This window comes from Variovorax endophyticus, from assembly GCF_025376855.1.
Classification (GTDB): domain Bacteria; phylum Pseudomonadota; class Gammaproteobacteria; order Burkholderiales; family Burkholderiaceae_C; genus Variovorax.
Genome location: NZ_JAHUTH010000019.1, coordinates 39,691 through 56,949, shown reverse-complemented (window position 1 = coordinate 56,949; position 17,259 = coordinate 39,691). Strand labels below are relative to the sequence as shown.

The 17,259-nt window shown below is 67.2% G+C and carries 14 protein-coding genes and 3 tRNA genes; 6 read left to right on the top strand and 11 right to left on the bottom strand.

The window, feature by feature from the left end:
- The first annotated feature begins 115 nt into the window (after positions 1-115).
- The 6 genes from lon to KV106_RS23535 all read left to right on the top strand — a co-directional run bounded on the left by lon (position 116) and on the right by KV106_RS23535 (position 5,052).
- Positions 116-2,554, top strand: coding sequence for an endopeptidase La (gene lon / locus KV106_RS23560; protein WP_261212718.1), 2,439 nt, complete (start codon positions 116-118; stop codon positions 2,552-2,554).
- A 75-nt stretch (positions 2,555-2,629) separates the two neighbouring features.
- A tRNA-Gly gene (locus tag KV106_RS23555) sits at positions 2,630-2,705 on the top strand.
- Positions 2,706-2,768: 63 nt separating this feature from the next.
- Positions 2,769-2,842: transfer RNA gene (locus KV106_RS23550), tRNA-Cys, on the top strand.
- 97 nt (positions 2,843-2,939) lie between these two features.
- A tRNA-Leu gene (locus KV106_RS23545) sits at positions 2,940-3,031 on the top strand.
- A 21-nt stretch (positions 3,032-3,052) separates the two neighbouring features.
- On the top strand, positions 3,053-3,691 hold the full coding sequence (locus tag KV106_RS23540; RefSeq protein ID WP_057597775.1) for a DUF6806 family protein: 639 nt from the start codon (positions 3,053-3,055) through the stop codon (positions 3,689-3,691).
- 41 nt (positions 3,692-3,732) lie between these two features.
- Positions 3,733-5,052 (top strand): MFS transporter, encoded by a 1,320-nt coding sequence (locus tag KV106_RS23535; protein ID WP_261212716.1) that lies wholly within the window; start codon positions 3,733-3,735, stop codon positions 5,050-5,052.
- Between the two features lie 3 nt (positions 5,053-5,055).
- Here KV106_RS23535 and KV106_RS23530 read toward each other — a convergent pair whose 3' ends face one another.
- The 11 genes from KV106_RS23530 to KV106_RS23480 form a co-directional block, all read right to left on the bottom strand.
- Entirely contained in the window at positions 5,056-7,281 is a 2,226-nt protein-coding gene (locus KV106_RS23530) for an Ig-like domain-containing domain (protein ID WP_261212714.1), read from the bottom strand.
- Between the two features lie 96 nt (positions 7,282-7,377).
- The gene (locus KV106_RS23525) at positions 7,378-8,157 is read right to left on the bottom strand and encodes a PA3715 family protein (RefSeq protein WP_261212712.1); all 780 of its coding nucleotides are present in this window, start codon (positions 8,155-8,157) and stop codon (positions 7,378-7,380) included.
- Positions 8,158-8,173: 16 nt separating this feature from the next.
- Positions 8,174-9,037 (bottom strand): glutamate racemase, encoded by an 864-nt coding sequence (gene murI, locus KV106_RS23520; protein ID WP_261212710.1) that lies wholly within the window; start codon positions 9,035-9,037, stop codon positions 8,174-8,176.
- The gene (locus tag KV106_RS23515) at positions 9,034-10,593 is read right to left on the bottom strand and encodes a fumarate hydratase (RefSeq protein ID WP_261212708.1); all 1,560 of its coding nucleotides are present in this window, start codon (positions 10,591-10,593) and stop codon (positions 9,034-9,036) included. The genes murI and KV106_RS23515 overlap by 4 nt, the downstream gene beginning before the upstream one ends.
- Before the next feature lie 47 nt (positions 10,594-10,640).
- Complete coding sequence (locus KV106_RS23510; protein ID WP_261212706.1) at positions 10,641-11,969, bottom strand: MFS transporter; 1,329 nt, start codon at positions 11,967-11,969, stop codon at positions 10,641-10,643.
- 66 nt (positions 11,970-12,035) lie between these two features.
- Positions 12,036-12,704 (bottom strand): maleylacetoacetate isomerase, encoded by a 669-nt coding sequence (maiA, locus tag KV106_RS23505; RefSeq protein ID WP_261212704.1) that lies wholly within the window; start codon positions 12,702-12,704, stop codon positions 12,036-12,038.
- Positions 12,701-13,690 (bottom strand): fumarylacetoacetate hydrolase family protein, encoded by a 990-nt coding sequence (locus KV106_RS23500; RefSeq protein ID WP_261212702.1) that lies wholly within the window; start codon positions 13,688-13,690, stop codon positions 12,701-12,703. The genes maiA and KV106_RS23500 overlap by 4 nt, the downstream gene beginning before the upstream one ends.
- Positions 13,691-13,705: 15 nt before the next feature.
- On the bottom strand, positions 13,706-14,668 hold the full coding sequence (locus KV106_RS23495; RefSeq protein WP_261212699.1) for an MBL fold metallo-hydrolase: 963 nt from the start codon (positions 14,666-14,668) through the stop codon (positions 13,706-13,708).
- Between the two features lie 22 nt (positions 14,669-14,690).
- A complete protein-coding gene (locus KV106_RS23490; RefSeq protein ID WP_261212697.1) occupies positions 14,691-15,269 on the bottom strand; it encodes a VOC family protein in 579 nt (192 codons plus the stop codon).
- A 19-nt stretch (positions 15,270-15,288) separates the two neighbouring features.
- On the bottom strand, positions 15,289-15,495 hold the full coding sequence (locus tag KV106_RS23485) for a DUF2783 domain-containing protein (protein ID WP_082322100.1): 207 nt from the start codon (positions 15,493-15,495) through the stop codon (positions 15,289-15,291).
- Positions 15,496-15,498: 3 nt separating this feature from the next.
- Positions 15,499-17,151: an FAD-dependent oxidoreductase gene (locus KV106_RS23480; RefSeq protein ID WP_261212695.1), complete on the bottom strand. Its 1,653-nt coding sequence runs from the start codon at positions 17,149-17,151 to the stop codon at positions 15,499-15,501.
- Between the last annotated feature and the right edge of the window lie 108 nt (positions 17,152-17,259).

Here is a 17,259-nt window from a genome sequence, read left to right as displayed (position 1 = left end):
CTCCCGCGCCGGCTCTTCCCCCCGAGATGCCCGGCGTCTTCGACAAAGACTGCGGCCGCGGGCTTGAAATGCCCGTGTCGCCGTCCATCTTTGCTTGATCAATCAAAGGATATCCATGTCCGGTCATACCCCTCTGCCCGCCGACGCCATCGACCTGCCGCTGCTGCCGCTGCGCGATGTCGTCGTGTTCCCCCATATGGTGATCCCGCTGTTCGTGGGGCGCCCCAAGAGCATCAAGGCGCTCGAGCTGGCCATGGAGGCCGAGCGCCGCATCATGCTGGTGGCACAGAAGGCCGCCGCCAAGGACGAGCCCTCGGTCGAGGACATGTTCGAGGTCGGCTGCGTCTCCACCATCCTGCAGATGCTCAAGCTGCCCGACGGCACGGTGAAGGTGCTGGTCGAGGGCCAGCAACGCGCCCGCGTGAACCGCATCGATGACGGCGAGACGCACTTCTCGGCCAACGTGACGCCAGTGGCGACACCCGAGGGCGGCGAGAAGGGCACCGAGGTCGAAGCGCTGCGCCGCGCGGTGATGCAGCAGTTCGACCAGTACGTGAAGCTCAACAAGAAGATTCCGCCCGAGATCCTGACCTCGATCTCGAGCATCGACGATCCGGGCCGCCTGGCCGACACGATCGCCGCGCACCTGCCGCTCAAGCTCGACAACAAGCAGGCGGTGCTCGATCTCGACGACACCAAGGCACGGCTGGAGAACCTGTTCGGACAGCTCGAGCGCGAAGTCGACATCCTCAACGTCGACAAGAAGATCCGTGGCCGCGTGAAGCGCCAGATGGAGAAGAACCAGCGCGACTTCTACCTCAACGAGCAGGTGAAGGCGATCCAGAAGGAGCTCGGCGAAGGCGAGGAGGGCGCGGACATCGAGGAGATCGAGAAGAAGATCAAGCTCGCCAAGATGCCCAAGGACGCGCTCAAGAAGGCCGAGGGCGAGCTCAAGAAGCTCAAGCTGATGTCGCCGATGTCGGCCGAAGCCACCGTGGTGCGCAACTACATCGACGTGCTGGTGGGCCTGCCCTGGGCCAAGCGGACCAAGATCAAGCACGACCTCGCGAACGCCGAGGCGGTGCTCAACGCCGACCACTACGGCCTCGAGAAGGTCAAGGACCGCATCCTCGAATACCTCGCGGTGCAGCAGCGTGTCGACAAGGTCAAGGCGCCGATCCTGTGCCTCGTGGGCCCGCCGGGCGTGGGCAAGACCTCGCTCGGGCAGTCGATCGCCAAGGCGACCGGCCGCAAGTACACCCGCATGGCGCTCGGCGGCATGCGCGACGAGGCCGAGATCCGCGGCCACCGCCGCACCTACATCGGCGCGCTGCCGGGCAAGGTGCTGCAGGGGCTGAGCAAGATCGGTACGCGCAATCCGCTGTTCCTGCTCGACGAGATCGACAAGCTGGGCACCGACTTCCGCGGCGACCCGTCGAGCGCACTGCTCGAGGTGCTCGACCCCGAGCAGAACCACACCTTCGGCGACCACTACGTGGAAGTCGACTTCGACCTGAGCGACGTCATGTTCGTCGCCACCTCGAACTCGATGAACATCCCGCCGGCGCTGCTGGACCGCATGGAAGTCATCCGCCTCTCGGGCTACACCGAGGACGAGAAGACCAACATCGCGATCAAGTACCTGCTGCCCAAGCAGCTGAAGAACAACGGCGTGAAGGAAGAGGAACTGCTCGTCACCGAGGAGGCCGTGCGCGACATCGTGCGCTACTACACGCGCGAAGCCGGCGTGCGTTCGCTCGAGCGCGAGCTCTCGAAGATCTGCCGCAAGGTGGTCAAGGGCCTGCTGCTCAAGCAGATGACGCCCCAGGTCGTGGTCACGGGCGAGAACCTCAACGACTTCCTCGGCGTGCGCAAGTTCACCTTCGGCCTGGCCGAGAAGCAGAACCAGGTCGGCCAGGTGGTCGGCCTCGCATGGACCGAGGTCGGCGGCGATCTGCTGACGATCGAGGCCGTGACCATGCCCGGCAAGGGCGTGATCAGCCGCACCGGTTCGCTGGGCGACGTGATGAAGGAATCGGTCGAGGCCGCGCGCACCGTGGTGCGCAGCCGCTCGCGCCGCCTGGGCATCAAGGACGAGGTGTTCGAGAAGCGCGACATCCACATCCACGTGCCCGACGGCGCCACGCCCAAGGACGGCCCGAGCGCGGGCGCGGCGATGACCACGGCCTTCGTGTCGGCGCTCACGGGCATCCCGGTGCGCGCCGATGTGGCGATGACCGGCGAGATCACGCTGCGCGGCGAGGTCACGGCGATCGGCGGCCTGAAGGAAAAGCTGCTGGCGGCCCTGCGCGGCGGCATCAAGACGGTGCTGATCCCCGAGGAGAACGCCAAGGACCTGCAGGACATTCCCGAGAACGTGAAGAACGGCCTCGAGATCGTGCCGGTCAAGTGGATCGACAAGGTGCTCGAGATCGCGCTCGAGAAGCAGCCCACGCCGCTGTCCGACGAGGAGGTCGCGGCCTCGGCGGCGGCCGTGGCCGAGATCGCGAAGCAGCGCGAGTCGCAGGCATCGGAAGGCTCGGTCAAGCACTGAACGACACGATCATGAAATTCGGGGGCTCGCCTTGCGAAACCCCGAAAATCTGGTCTATAATTCAAGGCTCGAAACGCGGGAATAGCTCAGTTGGTAGAGCGCAACCTTGCCAAGGTTGAGGTCGAGAGTTCGAGACTCTTTTCCCGCTCCAGTTTTGAAAAAGGGAAGCAACAGCTTCCCTTTTTTTCGCTAGTTCGATTTCGTTTTTCTGCGTGGCGCGATAGCAAAGCGGTTATGCAACGGATTGCAAATCCGTCTAGTCCGGTTCGACTCCGGATCGCGCCTCCACACTTCTCCCGTTGAATCCAGCGTCGATACACCAGGCCCCGCCAACCACGTTGACGGGGCTCGTTTCGTTTGGGGTATCGTCGTCATTCAACCCGGGGCCCGGATGGTGAAATTGGTAGACACATCGGACTTAAAATCCGCCGCTTCCTTAATCGGGGCATACGGGTTCGACCCCCGTTCCGGGCACCACATCTAACAAGGGAGCATTCAATGCCTCGCTACAACGCTCCATTCGAAATTCATGTGCATGGCGACGTGGCCCTGCGTTCGGACGTCGGTTTCGACCAGATCCAGGAAGCGCTGAAGCCGCTGTGGAAATACGCGGGCGCCAAGTCGCTCGCCGACGGGGCCGCCAGCTCCTACGAGGAAGAACCCGGCATCCGTTTCGAGCCCAAGGACCACATGCTCCAGATGTGCTGGACCGTGGCCGGCGACGAGGATTTCCGCCAGGCGCTCGACGAGATGTGCATGGCGCTGAACGAACTCTCCGAACGCGGCGCGGCCATCGAGGTCACCTTCTACGACACCGATTTCGACGAGGAAGAGGGCGACCCCGACGAGGAGTCGCGCGACGACTTCGTGATGCTGTTCGTGGGCCCGAATCCGGCCGCGATCATGCAGGTGCAGCGCGACCTGCTGGTCGAGGACGTGGTGAACCTGATGGAGCGCCACTTCGACGGCGCCGAGCTCGGCGGCGTGGTGGCCGAGATCGACCGCCTGTTCAGCGACCGCTTCGATGCGCTGGTGAACTCGCTCGAGATCGGCAAGCGCCCGCGCGGCACCGGCGGCACCGGTGGTGGCGGCGGCAGCGGCCATGGCGGCGGACGCCGCCCGCGCCACCTGCACTGAGCGCCACACGCCTGCCACGCGGCGCCACCACCATCCGCCGCATGGCAGCGCTCTTTCCTTCCTCCGCCCTCAACGCCGGCGTGCGCAAGCGCGAGGTGTTCGGCTGGGCCATGTACGACTTCGCCAACTCGGGCTACACGACCGTGGTCATCACGGCCGTGTTCGCCGCCTATTTCGTGGGCGGCATCGCCAAGGGCGCGCCCTGGGGCCCGTTCGCCTGGACGGTGGCGCTCAGCATCTCCTACGCGATCGTGATGTTCACGATGCCGGCCATCGGTGCCTGGGCCGACCTGCGCGCGGCCAAGAAGCGGCTGCTGGTCATCACGACCGTGGGCTGCGTCATCGGCACCGCGGCGCTGGCGCTCTCGCCGCGCTTCTCGGGCGCCACGGGCGTGGCCGTCGCGATGCTGCTGATCGTGGTGTCGAACACCTTCTACTCCTACGGCGAGTCGCTGACCGGCGCCTTCCTGCCCGAGCTCGCGACGCCCGAAGGCATGGGCAAGGTCAGCGGCTGGGGCTGGGCCTTCGGCTATGTCGGCGGCATGCTGGCGCTGGGCTTGTGCCTGGCCTACGTGCTGTGGTCGCAGGCGCGGGGCCTGCCGGCCTCGCACTTCGTGCCGGTGACGATGCTGATCACCGCCGCGATCTACGGCACGGCCGCCTGCGCCACCTTCGTGCTGCTGCCCGAGCGCGCCAGGCCCAGTGCGCAGGCCCTCGGCGACGCCAGGGCGCCCAGCGCCTGGCAACAGCTGCGCTCCACCTTCCGCCAGGCGCGCGCCTACCGCGACTTCATGACCCTGCTGGCCTGCACCGTCTGCTACCAGGGCGGCGTGGCGGTGGCGATCACGCTGGCCGCGATCTATGCCGAGCAGGTGATCGGTTTCGTCGCGAGCGAGACCATGGTGCTGATCTTCGTGCTCAACATCGCGGCCGCGCTCGGTGCCTTCGGTTTCGGCTACGTGCAGGACCGCATCGGCCACAAGACCTCGCTGGCCGTCACGCTGGTGGCCTGGGTCGCGGTCTGCGTGATCGCCGCGGTGGTCACGACCAAGGGCGGCTTCTGGTGGGCCGCGGCCATCGCGGGCCTCGCGATGGGCTCGAGCCAGTCGGCCGGCCGGGCGATGACCGGCTACTTCGCGCCGCCGGCCCAGATGGCCGAGTTCTTCGGCCTCTGGTCCTTCGCCACGCGGCTCGCGAGCATCGTCGGCCCGCTGGCCTACGGCGCGGTCACCTGGCTCACGGCCGGCAACCAGCGCATCGCGATCCTGTCGACCGCCGTGCTGTTCGTCGCCGGCCTGCTGCTGCTGTGGCCGATCGACGTGCGGCGCGGCCGCGAGGCCGCGCTGCGAGGGCAGGGGTAGGTCTCAGGAGCCGCCGAACAGGCTGCCGTTGGTGATCGGCCAGGCCGCCTTGACCTGCGTCTTCCAGTTGGCCGTGTTCTTCACGCTGGCCGCGAAGCTCGCGATGTCGGCCGGCGTCGGCGAGGCCGGCAGCATCGGGCCGTTGTAGAGCACGTCGAACCTGTCGGGGAAGTTGATCGCGGCACCCGCGGCGCTCAGCGTCGCGGGGATGCTGCCGGCGCCCGTGGCCGGTCCCACCGTGATGCTCGCCAGGTAGTTGCCCACGCCGCTGATCGCACCGGCCGCGCCGTCGCCCAGGCCCGCGATGGTGCCGCCGACGAAGGCGTAGACCGTCTCGTTGGTGGCGCTGAGGCCGCCGCCCGCGCCCTGCGTGGTGCCGATGTTGGCGAGCGGGTTGGTGCCCTTGCTCACGTCCGGCTGGATCGTCACGATGGTGCCCACCGCGAGGTCGCGGTCGGCGGTCCAGACGTAGGCGCTCTCGTTGGTGACCCCGTCGAACTCCTTGTCGGCGGTGCGGTCGCGGTCGGTGAAGATGATGCGCGTGCCGCTGTCCATCGGCTTGAGCAGCACGAAGGCGAAGGCATCGGGGCTGTCGGCGTTCAGGCCCAGGAACAGGATGTCGCCGGGGCCGTACGAAGGCGGCGCGCTGGTGGTGAAAGCGATGGTGCTCGCGTCGGACACGCCCGCGAAGGCGTTGCCCTTGGCATCGAGGACCGCATTGGCGTCGACCGTCAGGTAGTAGCCGGTGGACGCGGCGAGCGGCTGGCTCGGCGTGAAGGTCAGCACGTTGAAGGCGCGCTGCACGCGCGCGGCCGGGCTCGTGGCCGAGAAGGTCTCGACCACGCTGCCGTCGGCCTTGTGCAGCACGATGTTGCCGGCGCCGAGGCGCACGCCTTCGTTGAAGTTCAGCGTGATCTTCGAGTTCACGCCCACGCTGCCGTCGTTGCCCTTGGGCGATGCGCTCTTGAGCACCGGCGCCGCGGTGTCGACCCAGGGCTGGCCCAGGCGCACGACGAAGCCTTCAAACTTCTGGTCGGCTGGCGAGAGGTCCTTCGAGGGCTTGCTCTGGTTCTTCCAGATGCTGTCGCCGTTGTCGAGCAGCAACTGGACCTGGGTGCCGGCCTGGACCGGTCCTGGAACCTCGACGACCGACTCGAAGCTTCCGGCCGAAGCCGTCTGCGCGGGGTCGAGGTTGGTCGAACTCTTGCGCAGCACGTCGAGGTCGTTCGAGAGCTCGACCGGCGCGTCGGCCGCATTGCCGCTCCACGCGAACAGCGCGAAGTTGCGGTCTACGTCGGCGCTGGCTGGGCCCGCGGGGCCGGCGGTGATCAGGTAGCGGCCATCGGTGCCCTTGTCGATCGAGCGGATGCCGCGGCCGCCGAGGTCGATCTCGATCGGCGCACCGAAGCTGGCCTGCGTGGCGGTCTTGTTCACCAGCGCGGCGTAGTTCTGCACCGGAACGATCAGTGCCTTGGTGCGCGTGGCGGTGTCGGTCTGCGGGGCGCGGAAGCCCAGCCACAGCGCGGTGTCGCCCGGCGAGGAGGCCATGCCCTCGATCGAGAAGCCGTTGACCTGCTCGGGGATCACGCCCTTGGCGGCCGAGACGGCGAAGCCGAAGTGGTTGGCGCCCAGGCCGTGGCCGTTGGCCGTGTCCCAGGCCACGAGCTGGCTCTCGAGCTGCGCGAACTCGCCGACGTAGTCGAAGGTGGTGGCGGCACCGGTGCCGCTGACCTTGACCGCGAGCAGGTGCGAGCGCGCGGGCGCGTCCGAGCCGTCCTTCTTGTTGCTGTTGGAGCCGGTGAGATACAGCGTGTCGCCGATGCGCACGCCGGCCTCGAGGTCGAGCTCGTCGGTCAGCTTGGGACCGTTGTCCTGGTAGCTCCATTCCTTGACCGCGGCGCCGCCGGCACGCGGATACACGCGCAGCACGTTGGCCTCGTCGTCGGCCACGATCATGAAGCCGTCGGGCAGCGCGAAGGCGGTCGAGGCGTCGGAGGAGCCGACCTTGGTGCCGGCATTGGGCGTGAAGGTCGCGCTCGAGACGAGCTGGTCCTGCGGCGCCGGCGGGGGCGCGGGCGGTGCCGTGTTCGTGGGCGGCGGCAGGAAGCCGACGAAACCGCCGTCGCTACCGCCGCCACCGCAGGCGGCCAGCATCAGCGAGAGGGCGCTGGCGAGCAGCATGGGCTTGAAGGGAATGCGGGTCGAACGAAGCGGAGTGGGCGTTGTCATGGTGCGCGGTGGTTGTTCTGAACAAACCGCGCATGCTGGTACTTTGGAATGACATTTCCGTGAAACACCGGGGTGCTCGACGGTAAAGACGCGATGTCAGAACGAAGACTGCCGCAGCGACTTCGGCACCTTGTAGCGCTCGCCGTCGTAGCGCAGCGTCACCGCGCTGAAACGCGCGGGCAGCGCCTTCTCGACGCAGCCCTGGTCCTCCGACGGCTGCGCGCGGCTTTGCACCACGGTGCGCGACAGCATCAGGTCGGCATAGCCGTTGCTCGCGGCCTTGCCCACCGAGAGCATGGTGCGCAGCTTCTCGAAATGCCCGGCGCAGGCCGAGGCATCCCATTCGCCGCTCTCGCGGTCGAGCTCGATCTCCTGCAGCACCTGGCGCAGCTTCGCCCCCTGCTGCACGTACAGGCGCAGCGTCTCGCTCGCAGCGCTGGCCGCGCCGATGTCGCGGTAGCGCACGCGCAGGCCGAAGGCGCGGGTGTCGCTCGCGAGCACGTAGCGCGAGGTGTCGATGCGCACGTCCTGGATCAGGTTGCGGCGGTCTTCGTCGAGCGCCTCGGCCTGGAAGATCCGGCCGATGACGGTGTCGCGCTCGGTGTTGCCGTTGTCGGGCCGCTGGATCAGCAGCACCTCGAGGTCGTAGACCTTGGCGCCGTTGTCGCTGGTCTCGCGCGGCATCGGCAGCACGACGATGCTGCGGCCCGGATAGGCCGGCCAGGGCTTGCAGGCGGCCAGCCGCTCGTCGAGCGGGCGCTGCGGATGCAGCTTGGCGTGCATGCGCTCGGCCAGGCCGCTCTCGCAGGCCGCATGGCCCGCGCCGGCCGCGAGCAGGCCGGCGAGCAGGAGGGCGAGATGGCGCAGCGGGCGCATGGAATGGGGCGGCCGTTCAGGCCGTGCTCGCCTGCGGCCGATCGGGCAGCAGGTCGGAAGGACGCAGGCCCAGCCAGCGCGCGGCAGCGCTCTGGAGCACCGCGGCATCGCCGCTGCTGCGCAGCGCCACCCAGGCGTCCTCCAGGGGCCTCGCGTGCTCTTGCAGCAGGCCCGCGGCGGCGAGCAGCCGCCGCGTCTGCAGCGCCACCGGCACGCCCGAATCGAGGAAGCGGACGGCCGAGGGCGCATGCCGCCGCAGCCGGTCCTGCAGCAGCGGATAGTGGGTACAGCCGAGCACCACGGTGTCGGTCTCGTCGGCGTCGCCGCCGAAGGGGCCGGCCAGCGCCATGTAGTGGGCGCAGAGCTGGTCGATGGCGAGCTCGTCGAGCCGCTCGATCGCCGCCACGAGGCCGTCGCAGGGCACCGAGCGGATGCGCTCGGGATGGGGGAAGGTATGGCGCAGCGCCGCGTACTTGGCGCTCGCCAGCGTGCCGCGCGTCGCCAGCACCGAGACATGGCCGGTGGCGCTGCCCGCCACCGCGGGCTTGATCGCGGGCTCCAGGCCGACGATCGGCAGCTCGGGGTTCTCGGCACGCATCACGTGGATCGCGGCCGTGGTGGCGGTGTTGCAGGCCACCACCAGCGCCTTGATGCCGTGCTCGCGCACCAGGGTATCGACCACGCGCCGCGAATGCTCGGTCACGTAGGCGTCGCCGCGCTCGCCGTAGGGGGCATGCGCGGTGTCGGCGAAGTAGACGAAGCGCTCGCGCGGCAGCTCGGCGCGCAGCGCACCCAGCACGCTCAGCCCGCCCACGCCGCTGTCGAACACGCCGACGGGCGAAGCGGAAGCGGGCGGCTGCGGACGCGCGGCGAGGCTCAAGCGGGTTCCAGCGTGATGGTCCTGAATTCGCCGCTGGCGATGCGCTTCTGCCACTCGGCCGGGCCGGTGATGTGCGCGCTGGTGCCGCCGGCGTCGACCGCCACCGTCACCGGCATGTCGACCACGTCGAATTCGTAGATGGCTTCCATGCCCAGGTCCTCGAAGCCCACCACCTTGGCGGTCTTGATCGCCTTGCTCACGAGGTAGGCGGCGCCGCCCACGGCCATCAGGTAGGCGCTCTTGTGCTTCTTGATCGCCTCGATCGCGACCGGGCCGCGCTCGGCCTTGCCGATCATCGCGATCAGGCCGGTCTGGGCCAGCATCATCTCGGTGAAGCCGTCCATGCGCGTGGCGGTGGTCGGGCCGGCCGGGCCCACGGCCTCGCCCTTCACCGGATCGACCGGGCCCACGTAATAGATGACGCGGTTGGTGAAGTCCACCGGCAGTTTCTCGCCCTTGGCCAGCATGTCCTGGATGCGCTTGTGCGCGGCGTCGCGGCCGGTGAGCATCTTGCCGTTGAGCAGCAGCGTGTCGCCGGGCTTCCAGCTCGCGACTTCGGCCGGCGTGAGCTTGTCGAGGTCGACGCGCTTGCTCTTCTTCTCGTCGGGTGCCCAGTCGATCTTGGGCCACAGGTCGAGCGAGGGCGCCTCGAGGTAGACCGGGCCGCTGCCGTCCATCACGAAGTGCGCATGGCGCGTGGCGGCGCAGTTCGGGATCATCGCCACCGGCTTGCTGGCCGCGTGGGTGGCGTAGCTCCTGATCTTCACGTCCAGGACGCAGGTCAAGCCGCCCAGGCCCTGCGCGCCGATGCCCAATGCATTGACCTTGTCGTGGATCTCGATCCGCAATGCCTCCAACTCCGTCAGCGCACCCGCTCTTGCCGTTCCGGCCTTGGCCTGAAGCTGGTGCATGTCCAAGGGATCCATCAGGCTTTGCTTGGCCATGAGCATCGCTTTCTCGGCGGTGCCGCCTATGCCGATGCCCAACATCCCCGGCGGGCACCAGCCGGCGCCCATGGTCGGCACGGTCTTCAGCACCCAGTCCACCACGCTGTCCGCGGGATTGAGGATGGCGAACTTGCTCTTGTTCTCGCTGCCGCCGCCCTTGGCGGCCACGGTGACTTCGACCGTGCTTCCCGGCACGATCTCCATTGAGATCACCGCGGGCGTGTTGTCGCGCGTGTTGCGACGATCGAACTGTGCGTCGGCGACGACTGAGGCGCGCAGCGTGTTGTCGGGGTGGTTGTAGCCACGGCGCACGCCTTCGTTGATGGCGTCGTCGAGGCTGCCGGTGAAGCCGCCCCAGCGCACGTCCATGCCCACCTTGAGGAACACGTTGACGATGCCGGTGTCCTGGCAGATCGGGCGCTGGCCGGTCGCGCTCATCTTGCTGTTGGTGAGGATCTGCGCCATCGCGTCCTTGGCGGCGGGACTGCGCTCGCGCTCGTAGGCCTTGGCCAGGTGGGCGATGTAGTCGGCGGGGTGGTAGTAGCTGATGTACTGCAGCGCGGCGCTGATCGATTCGATCAGGTCGGCCTGCTGGATCGTGGTCGTCATGGTGAGGAAGCGTTCAAAGCGGCGACGCGATCTCGTGCCGGACGTGGTCAGCCTTGGTCATCGAGGTCGAGGCCAGGACGATCGTGCACGCTCGACACCGCGACGAAGGACACGGCAGCCATCAAGGCGATGTAGACGCCGACCAGCCAGGATTGGCCCCACGTGGAGATGATCCACTGAGCGATCGTGGCCGCGAATGCACCACCCAGGATGGAGCCCAGCGCGTAGCCCACGGACACACCCGAATAGCGGACCTTGGCCGGGAACATCTCCGCATAGAGCGCAGCCTGTGGTCCATAGGTCAGTCCGAGCGGGATGGACAGGACCAACAAGGCCACCAGGAACAGGCCAATCTGCGCCGTGTCGATCAGGAACCACATGGGGATCGCCCACACGGCGAGCATCACATAGCCGATCTGGAAGGTTCGCACGCGCCCGATCCGGTCACCGAGCACCCCGCCGATCAACGTCGAGACCAACCATCCCACAGCTGCCACCGTACAGGCGGCCAACAGTTGCTGCGACGGCAACTGAAGCACGCGCTGACCGTAGCTCAGAAAGAAGGCGACGAGCAGGTAGCCCGCGGCATTGTTGCCCACGAAGATCAACGCCGTCTGCAGCACCTGCCTGCGGTGATGGCGAAAGAGCTGACCCAGCGGCGCAGCGGATTCGCGGCGCCGCTCGTGCATGCGCAAGAAGACGGGCGACTCCTCCACCGAACGGCGGATCAGTCCGCCGACCACCACGAGCGCGATCGAGAACAGAAACGGAAGGCGCCATCCCCATTCGAGAAACCGCTCCTTGCCAAGGACCGAGGTGACAGCCCAGAGCACACCCGTGGCAACGATCATGCCGATCGGCACCCCGATCTGGGGGAAGGCGCCGAAGAACGAACGCTTGTCGGCCGGCGCGTGTTCCACCGACATCAACGCGGCACCGCCCCATTCGCCGCCGGCCGAAAAGCCCTGCAGGATGCGCAGCAGGATCAGCAGCACGGGTGCCCAGACGCCGATCTGCGCGTAACCGGGGAGCACCCCGATCAGAGTGGTTGCCGCACCCATGAGAATCAGCGTGGCGGCCAGCACGGCCTTGCGTCCGAAGCGGTCGCCCAGGTGGCCGCAGATGATGGCGCCCAGCGGCCGGAACAGGAAGGCCACACCGATAGTGGCGAACGCCAGCAACAGCGACAGACCCGGATTGTTCTGTGCGAAGGGTGCGAAGAACAACGGCCCGAGCACCAGGCCCGCCGCCTGGGCGTAGATGAAATAGTCGTACCACTCGATGGCGGTGCCGACGAGGGTGGCGGTCAGGACTTTCTTGTCCTCGCGCGTCGCGGGCGGGTCCTGTGAGATCGGGAGAGAGGCGGTAGGGGGCACGGTTGTCTCCGAGGGAATGTGAACGTCCTTCAGGGCGACGTCCGGTTGTTGTTATGAGGGCTCGAGTCAGGAAGGCGACGACGTCGGCGCATCGGGCTGGCGCTCGGGTCGCGCCGCATCGAAGGCCGAGAGGCTCTCGCAGGCTGCGGCGATCGCCAGGATGCGCGGGTAGGCCGCCATCGGCACTTCGTAGCGCCTCGCGTTGTAGATCTGCGGTATCAGGCAGCATTCGACGATCGAGGGTCGCGCGCCCAGCGCGAATGGGCCGGCCTCGAAAGGCTCCAGCGCGGACTCGAGGGCTTGAAAGCCTTCATGACACCAATGCCGGTACCAGTCGGCAACTTGCGCATCGTCCGCGCGCAGCGAACCGCGCAGTCGCTTGAGGACGCGCAGGTTGTTGAGGGGATGGATTTCGCAAGCCACGAGCTGGGCCAATGCCCGTGCCCGCGCGCGTTGAGACCGCTCGCTTGGAAGAAGCGGGGGGTCAGGATTGCGCTCCTCCAGGTACTCGATGATGGCGAGCGACTGCTGTAGCCGCAGCCCATCGATCTCCAGCATGGGCACCAGGCCGAAGGACGCAAGATCGCGGTAGCGCTGCTGCAGGTGCTCGCCATTCGCCATGTGCCAGCAGACGGATTCAAAGGCGATGCCTTTGAGCCCCAGCGCGATCCGCACGCGATAGGCGGCTGAGCTGCGCCAGTAGCTGTGCAGGCGCACGGTGGACGCGGAACTCACGGCGATGCCCCTTCAATACGCACGACCTGATCGATCGCGCCGAAGATGCTGGCGTCCCCGTCATCGCGCATCTCAATGCGGATACGGTCCCCATGCTTGAGGAACGGGGTGTGCATCCGGCCTTCTCGCAGTTGTTCGCGTACGCGTGCCTCGACCAGACAGCACACACCCGCCTCGTCGCTGCGGTTGGAGACGGTGCCGCTGCCCAGGACGGTTCCGGCGATCAGTCGTCGCGTGCGCGCTGCATGGGCGATCAGTTCGCCGAAATGGAACTGCATCTCCTCGCCGGCCTGCGGACGCCCGAGCTGCCTGTCGTTGAGCCAAACTTCCATCACCCGGTGCAGCTTGCCGCCGCGCCAATGGTTGCCCAGCTCGTCTGGCGTGACAAGCACCGGAGACAGCGCGGAGGCCGGCTTGGACTGGACGAAGCCGAAGCCCTTGGCCAGTTCGGGCACCACCAGCGAGCGCAGCGTGACGTCGTTGACCAGGCCCAGCAGCCGGATATGTCCCAAGGCGTCTTGTGCGTTGACGCCCAGCGGAACGTCACCGGTCACCACGATCACCTCCGCTTCGAGGTCGACCCCCAGTTCCTCGCTCGCCGCCACGATGTCATCGCGCGGGCCGATGAAGTCGTCCGAGGCACCCTGGTACATCACGGGATCGGTGAGGAAGGACGGCGGCATTTCGCCGCCGCGCGCGCGGCGCGTCATTTCGACATGGTTGAGGTAGGCGGAGGCGTCCAGCCACTGATAGGCGCGTGGCAGCGCGGCGGCGCAGCGGGATGCGTCGAAGGCCTCTCCCGCGTCGATGCGCGCGTTGAGCGCTTCGTAACGCGCCTGGAGGTCGGCCCGAACTTCAGGCCAGCGGTCCAGCGCTTGCTGCATGGTGTTCACCGATGCGGGCGCCGCGGTCATGCGTTGCAGATCGCGGCTCACGATGACCAACTGTCCGTCGCGTGTGCCGTTCTTGAGGGTGGCAAGTTTCATGATGGGCGTCTGCGTTCAGTCGTTGAGGGCGCTCCACATGTCCCGATCGCGTTGCGCGGTCCATACGCGCGGCACCTCGATGCCGCTCGCTTCGTCGTAGGCGCGCGACACGTCGAAAGGAATGCAATGCTCGTAGATGAAGACGTGGCCGAATTCCGGGTCCATCGCCTGGCGTGTCGCTGCATAGACCTCACGCAGCGATTTCCCCTCGCGCACGCCCTGCTGGGCGCAGCCGTAGAGCGTTTGCACCCAGCGGCGCGTGTACGCGATGCCGGCGCGGCTGTCCTCGGGCGTCTTCAATGCGGGGCCGCGGCCCGGCACCAGCTGGCGGGGTTGCAGCGCTTCCAGCGCGTCCAGGGTGGCAGGCCACTGCGCGAGATGCGCATCGCCCGTGTAGACGCCGGCGTTGTACTCGACCAGATCGCCTGAAAAGCAGATGCCTTGCGAGGGGATCCACGCCACCGCATCGCCCTTCGTATGCCCGGCGCCCAGGTGCATCAGCTTCACTTCGAGACTGCCCAGGTGCAGCGTCAGCTCGCGCTCGAAGACGATCGTCGGCCAGGTCAGCCCAGGAATGTCTTCGGCCGACTGGAAAAGACGCGGGAAGCGCCCGATCTCCGAATCCATGTCGGCCTGGCCACGTTCGGCGATCAGTTCGAGGGTGCCGCGGCTGGCGAAGACGTTGACCGCACCGTGCGCCGCGTAGGCCGAAGCGCCCAGCACGCGCACCGCGTGGTAGTGGGTGAGCACCACATGGCGGATGGGCTTGTCGGTGATGCCGCGGATGGCCTGGATCAGGCCTTGCGCCATGGCGGGCGTGGCGGTGGCGTCGATCACCATGACGCTGTCGTCGCCAATGATCACACCCGAGTTCGGATCTCCCTCGGCGGTGTAGGCATAGGCGTTGTCGGACAGGCGTTCGAAGGAGATCGTTTTCTTGGCGAGGTCGGCGTGCGAGGCGAAGGCTTTGTTGTTCATGGTGCTGGGGTGGAATTCGTCGTCAATGGGAAGTGGGTTTGTCGTGCCGGGCCTGGCTGCTGGTGCCGCTTTGTCCCGGGCGCAGGCCTCGGGCCTTGTCGCGGGTCCACGCGGCGAGTTCTTCGTGCGCGATGCGGCGCTTTTGCTCGACGTAATCGGCGATGGGTGCCGCATCCAGGCGCACGGTCAGCTCCAGGCGCAGACCGTTGGGGTCGAAGAAGTAGATGGAGCGGATGAAATGGTGGTCGGTGACGCCCACCACCTCCACGCCGTGCGCGAGCAGCCTCTCGCGCATCTGCGCCACCTCCGCCTCGCTGGCCAGCTCCATCGCGAAGTGATTGACCCAGCCCGGTGTGTGCGGGTCCTGCCGGGTGACGGCGTTGTCGCCCAGGTCGAAAAAGGCGATGTGGGAGTGGTCGGCGAATTCGAAGAACAAGTGCACGAAGGGGCAATGCTCTCCCGTGGACGGCACGATTTCCTCCTTGACGACATGCACCAGCGGCAGGCCGAGGATGTCTTCATAGAAATGCCGGGTTTCTTCAGCGTCTCGGCAACGCCAGGCGAAGTGATGCAGGCCGCGGGCCTGGATGGCGGGTGTCATGGCGGGTCCTCGAAATGGATCAGGGGATGGCGAGCGCGAAGCCTTGTGTGTCATGACGCAGGACTTCTTCGATGGCTGCATGCACGGCCTGCGGGTCATCGAGAGACTCCGCCAGCAGCAGCACCAGGCATGCAAGGCGATCGCGTTGCGCAGTGACGTCGGGCAGGTCGGTCAATGCGACCAGGTGTTCCAGTACATCGTCCAGTTGTTGTTGCGTTGCGGGCACGTCTCAAGCCTCCTCACAGGCGATAGGGGTTGCATCCAGCGCTGTCTGCAGCAGAGCGGGAAGTCTCTCCATGGCATCGGTCTCGTCGATCGCCAGCACGGCCATGACGTGCTGATCGGGTCGAATGAGCCACACCGCACCGGTTGCGGCGTGCGGGCCCAACTGACGGGCCAGCGCCGCGCGGCCTGCCCCGTCGCAGTACCGTCCGACGGCGACCCAGTGCAACAGCGGATGCGCTGCGCGATGCGAGGGCAGCTCGTCCGAGAGCACCAGTGCGGTGAACCAAGGGCCGAGAACCTGGTGCAGCGTTGTGCGCGGCCGCGACGCGCCAACGTCTTCGCTGGAGAGCACCACATTCGGAAGCGCCGCGCCGGTCTGCGCATGCCTGCCGGCTGCGAGCGCTGACGCGGGGTAGATGGCGGGCGTGCAAAGGCGTCCGGTGTTGATCATGCGGGCCGCCCAATCGTGGTCCGGCGCCAGCGCGATGATGGCGTCGCGCCACAGCGCGGCCGAGCTGTGCGCCCCCGGGTAGACGAAGCGCGAAGACCGGCGTGCCTGGCGAATGTTCTCCTGCGCCGCGTGCTTGCGCTCGTGGCCGTAGCTGTCCAGCACGGCCTCGCCAGCGAGCCCTTGCAGATGCAGCGCCAGTTTCCAGCCGAGGTTGTCGGCATCCTGAATGCCGCCATTGCCGCCACGTGCGCCAAAAGGCGCCACCAGGTGGGCGGCGTCGCCCACGAAGAGGACCCGTCCCGTGCGCAGATCGTCCAGGCACTCGTGGCGATAGCCCCAGGCGCCTGACCAGGCGATGTCGAACGCAACGTCCGGTCCCACGAGCCTGGCGACCCGCTCGCGCATCGCTGACTCCGTTGTCGCGATCGCGGTGTCTTCATCCGGTGCCAACTGGAAGTCGAGGCGCCAGGTATCGTCCGCCATCTTGTGTCGCCAGACCGCGCGTCCATCGTTGGCGCTCGCATCCAGCCAGGTCCAGCGCTCCTCGGGCCATTCACCCGTGCGCAGGATGACATCGATGATGATCCAGCGGTCTTCGGTGCGGTCGTGAAGCCGGGGCGCGATTCCCAGGGCTGTGCGCACCCGGCTGTTGGCGCCATCGCAGGCCAGAATCCATTGCGCACGGGTGGTGTAGGCCCCCTCGGGCGTCGTCACGTCGAGCGCGACGTGGTCCTCGGTCGGACGGACGGCGACGACCTCGTTCAACCAGCGCAACTCGGCCAGCGGCTCGCGTTGCAGGGCTTCGACGAGAAACTTCTCGACGTAGTACTGCTGCAGATTCGCGAATCCGTTGTGACGCATGTCGGGTTGCGCCTGCAGGCTGAACGAGGTGACGGCGGCATCGCGGCACAGGACCCGACCGAGGTTCCAGCGCACGCCCTTGGCGACGACTTCGTGCGCGATGCCCAGGCGCTCGAAGATGTCCAGCGTGCGCTGGGCCCAGACCATGCCGCGCGAGGCCAACCCACGCACGCCCACGGTGTTGTCATCGTCCAGGACCACGACGCGGATGCCGCGTCGCGCCAGGTCGAGCGCCGCACTGAGGCCGCTGAGTCCGCCACCCACCACGATGACAGGGTGCGGCGTGTCTTGGGGGCGGTCGAGCTCGCCGGGGCGTTTGTAGGAATAGACGGGAAGTTCTAACATTCAAGGACTGCGGTTCGTGCCGCTCAAGGTGACCGGCACGAATTTAGGAGCCGGCCCCTTTTCGGTCTGTCCTGTCGAGTGAGGACATCGACAAGGGACGAGGCCCGT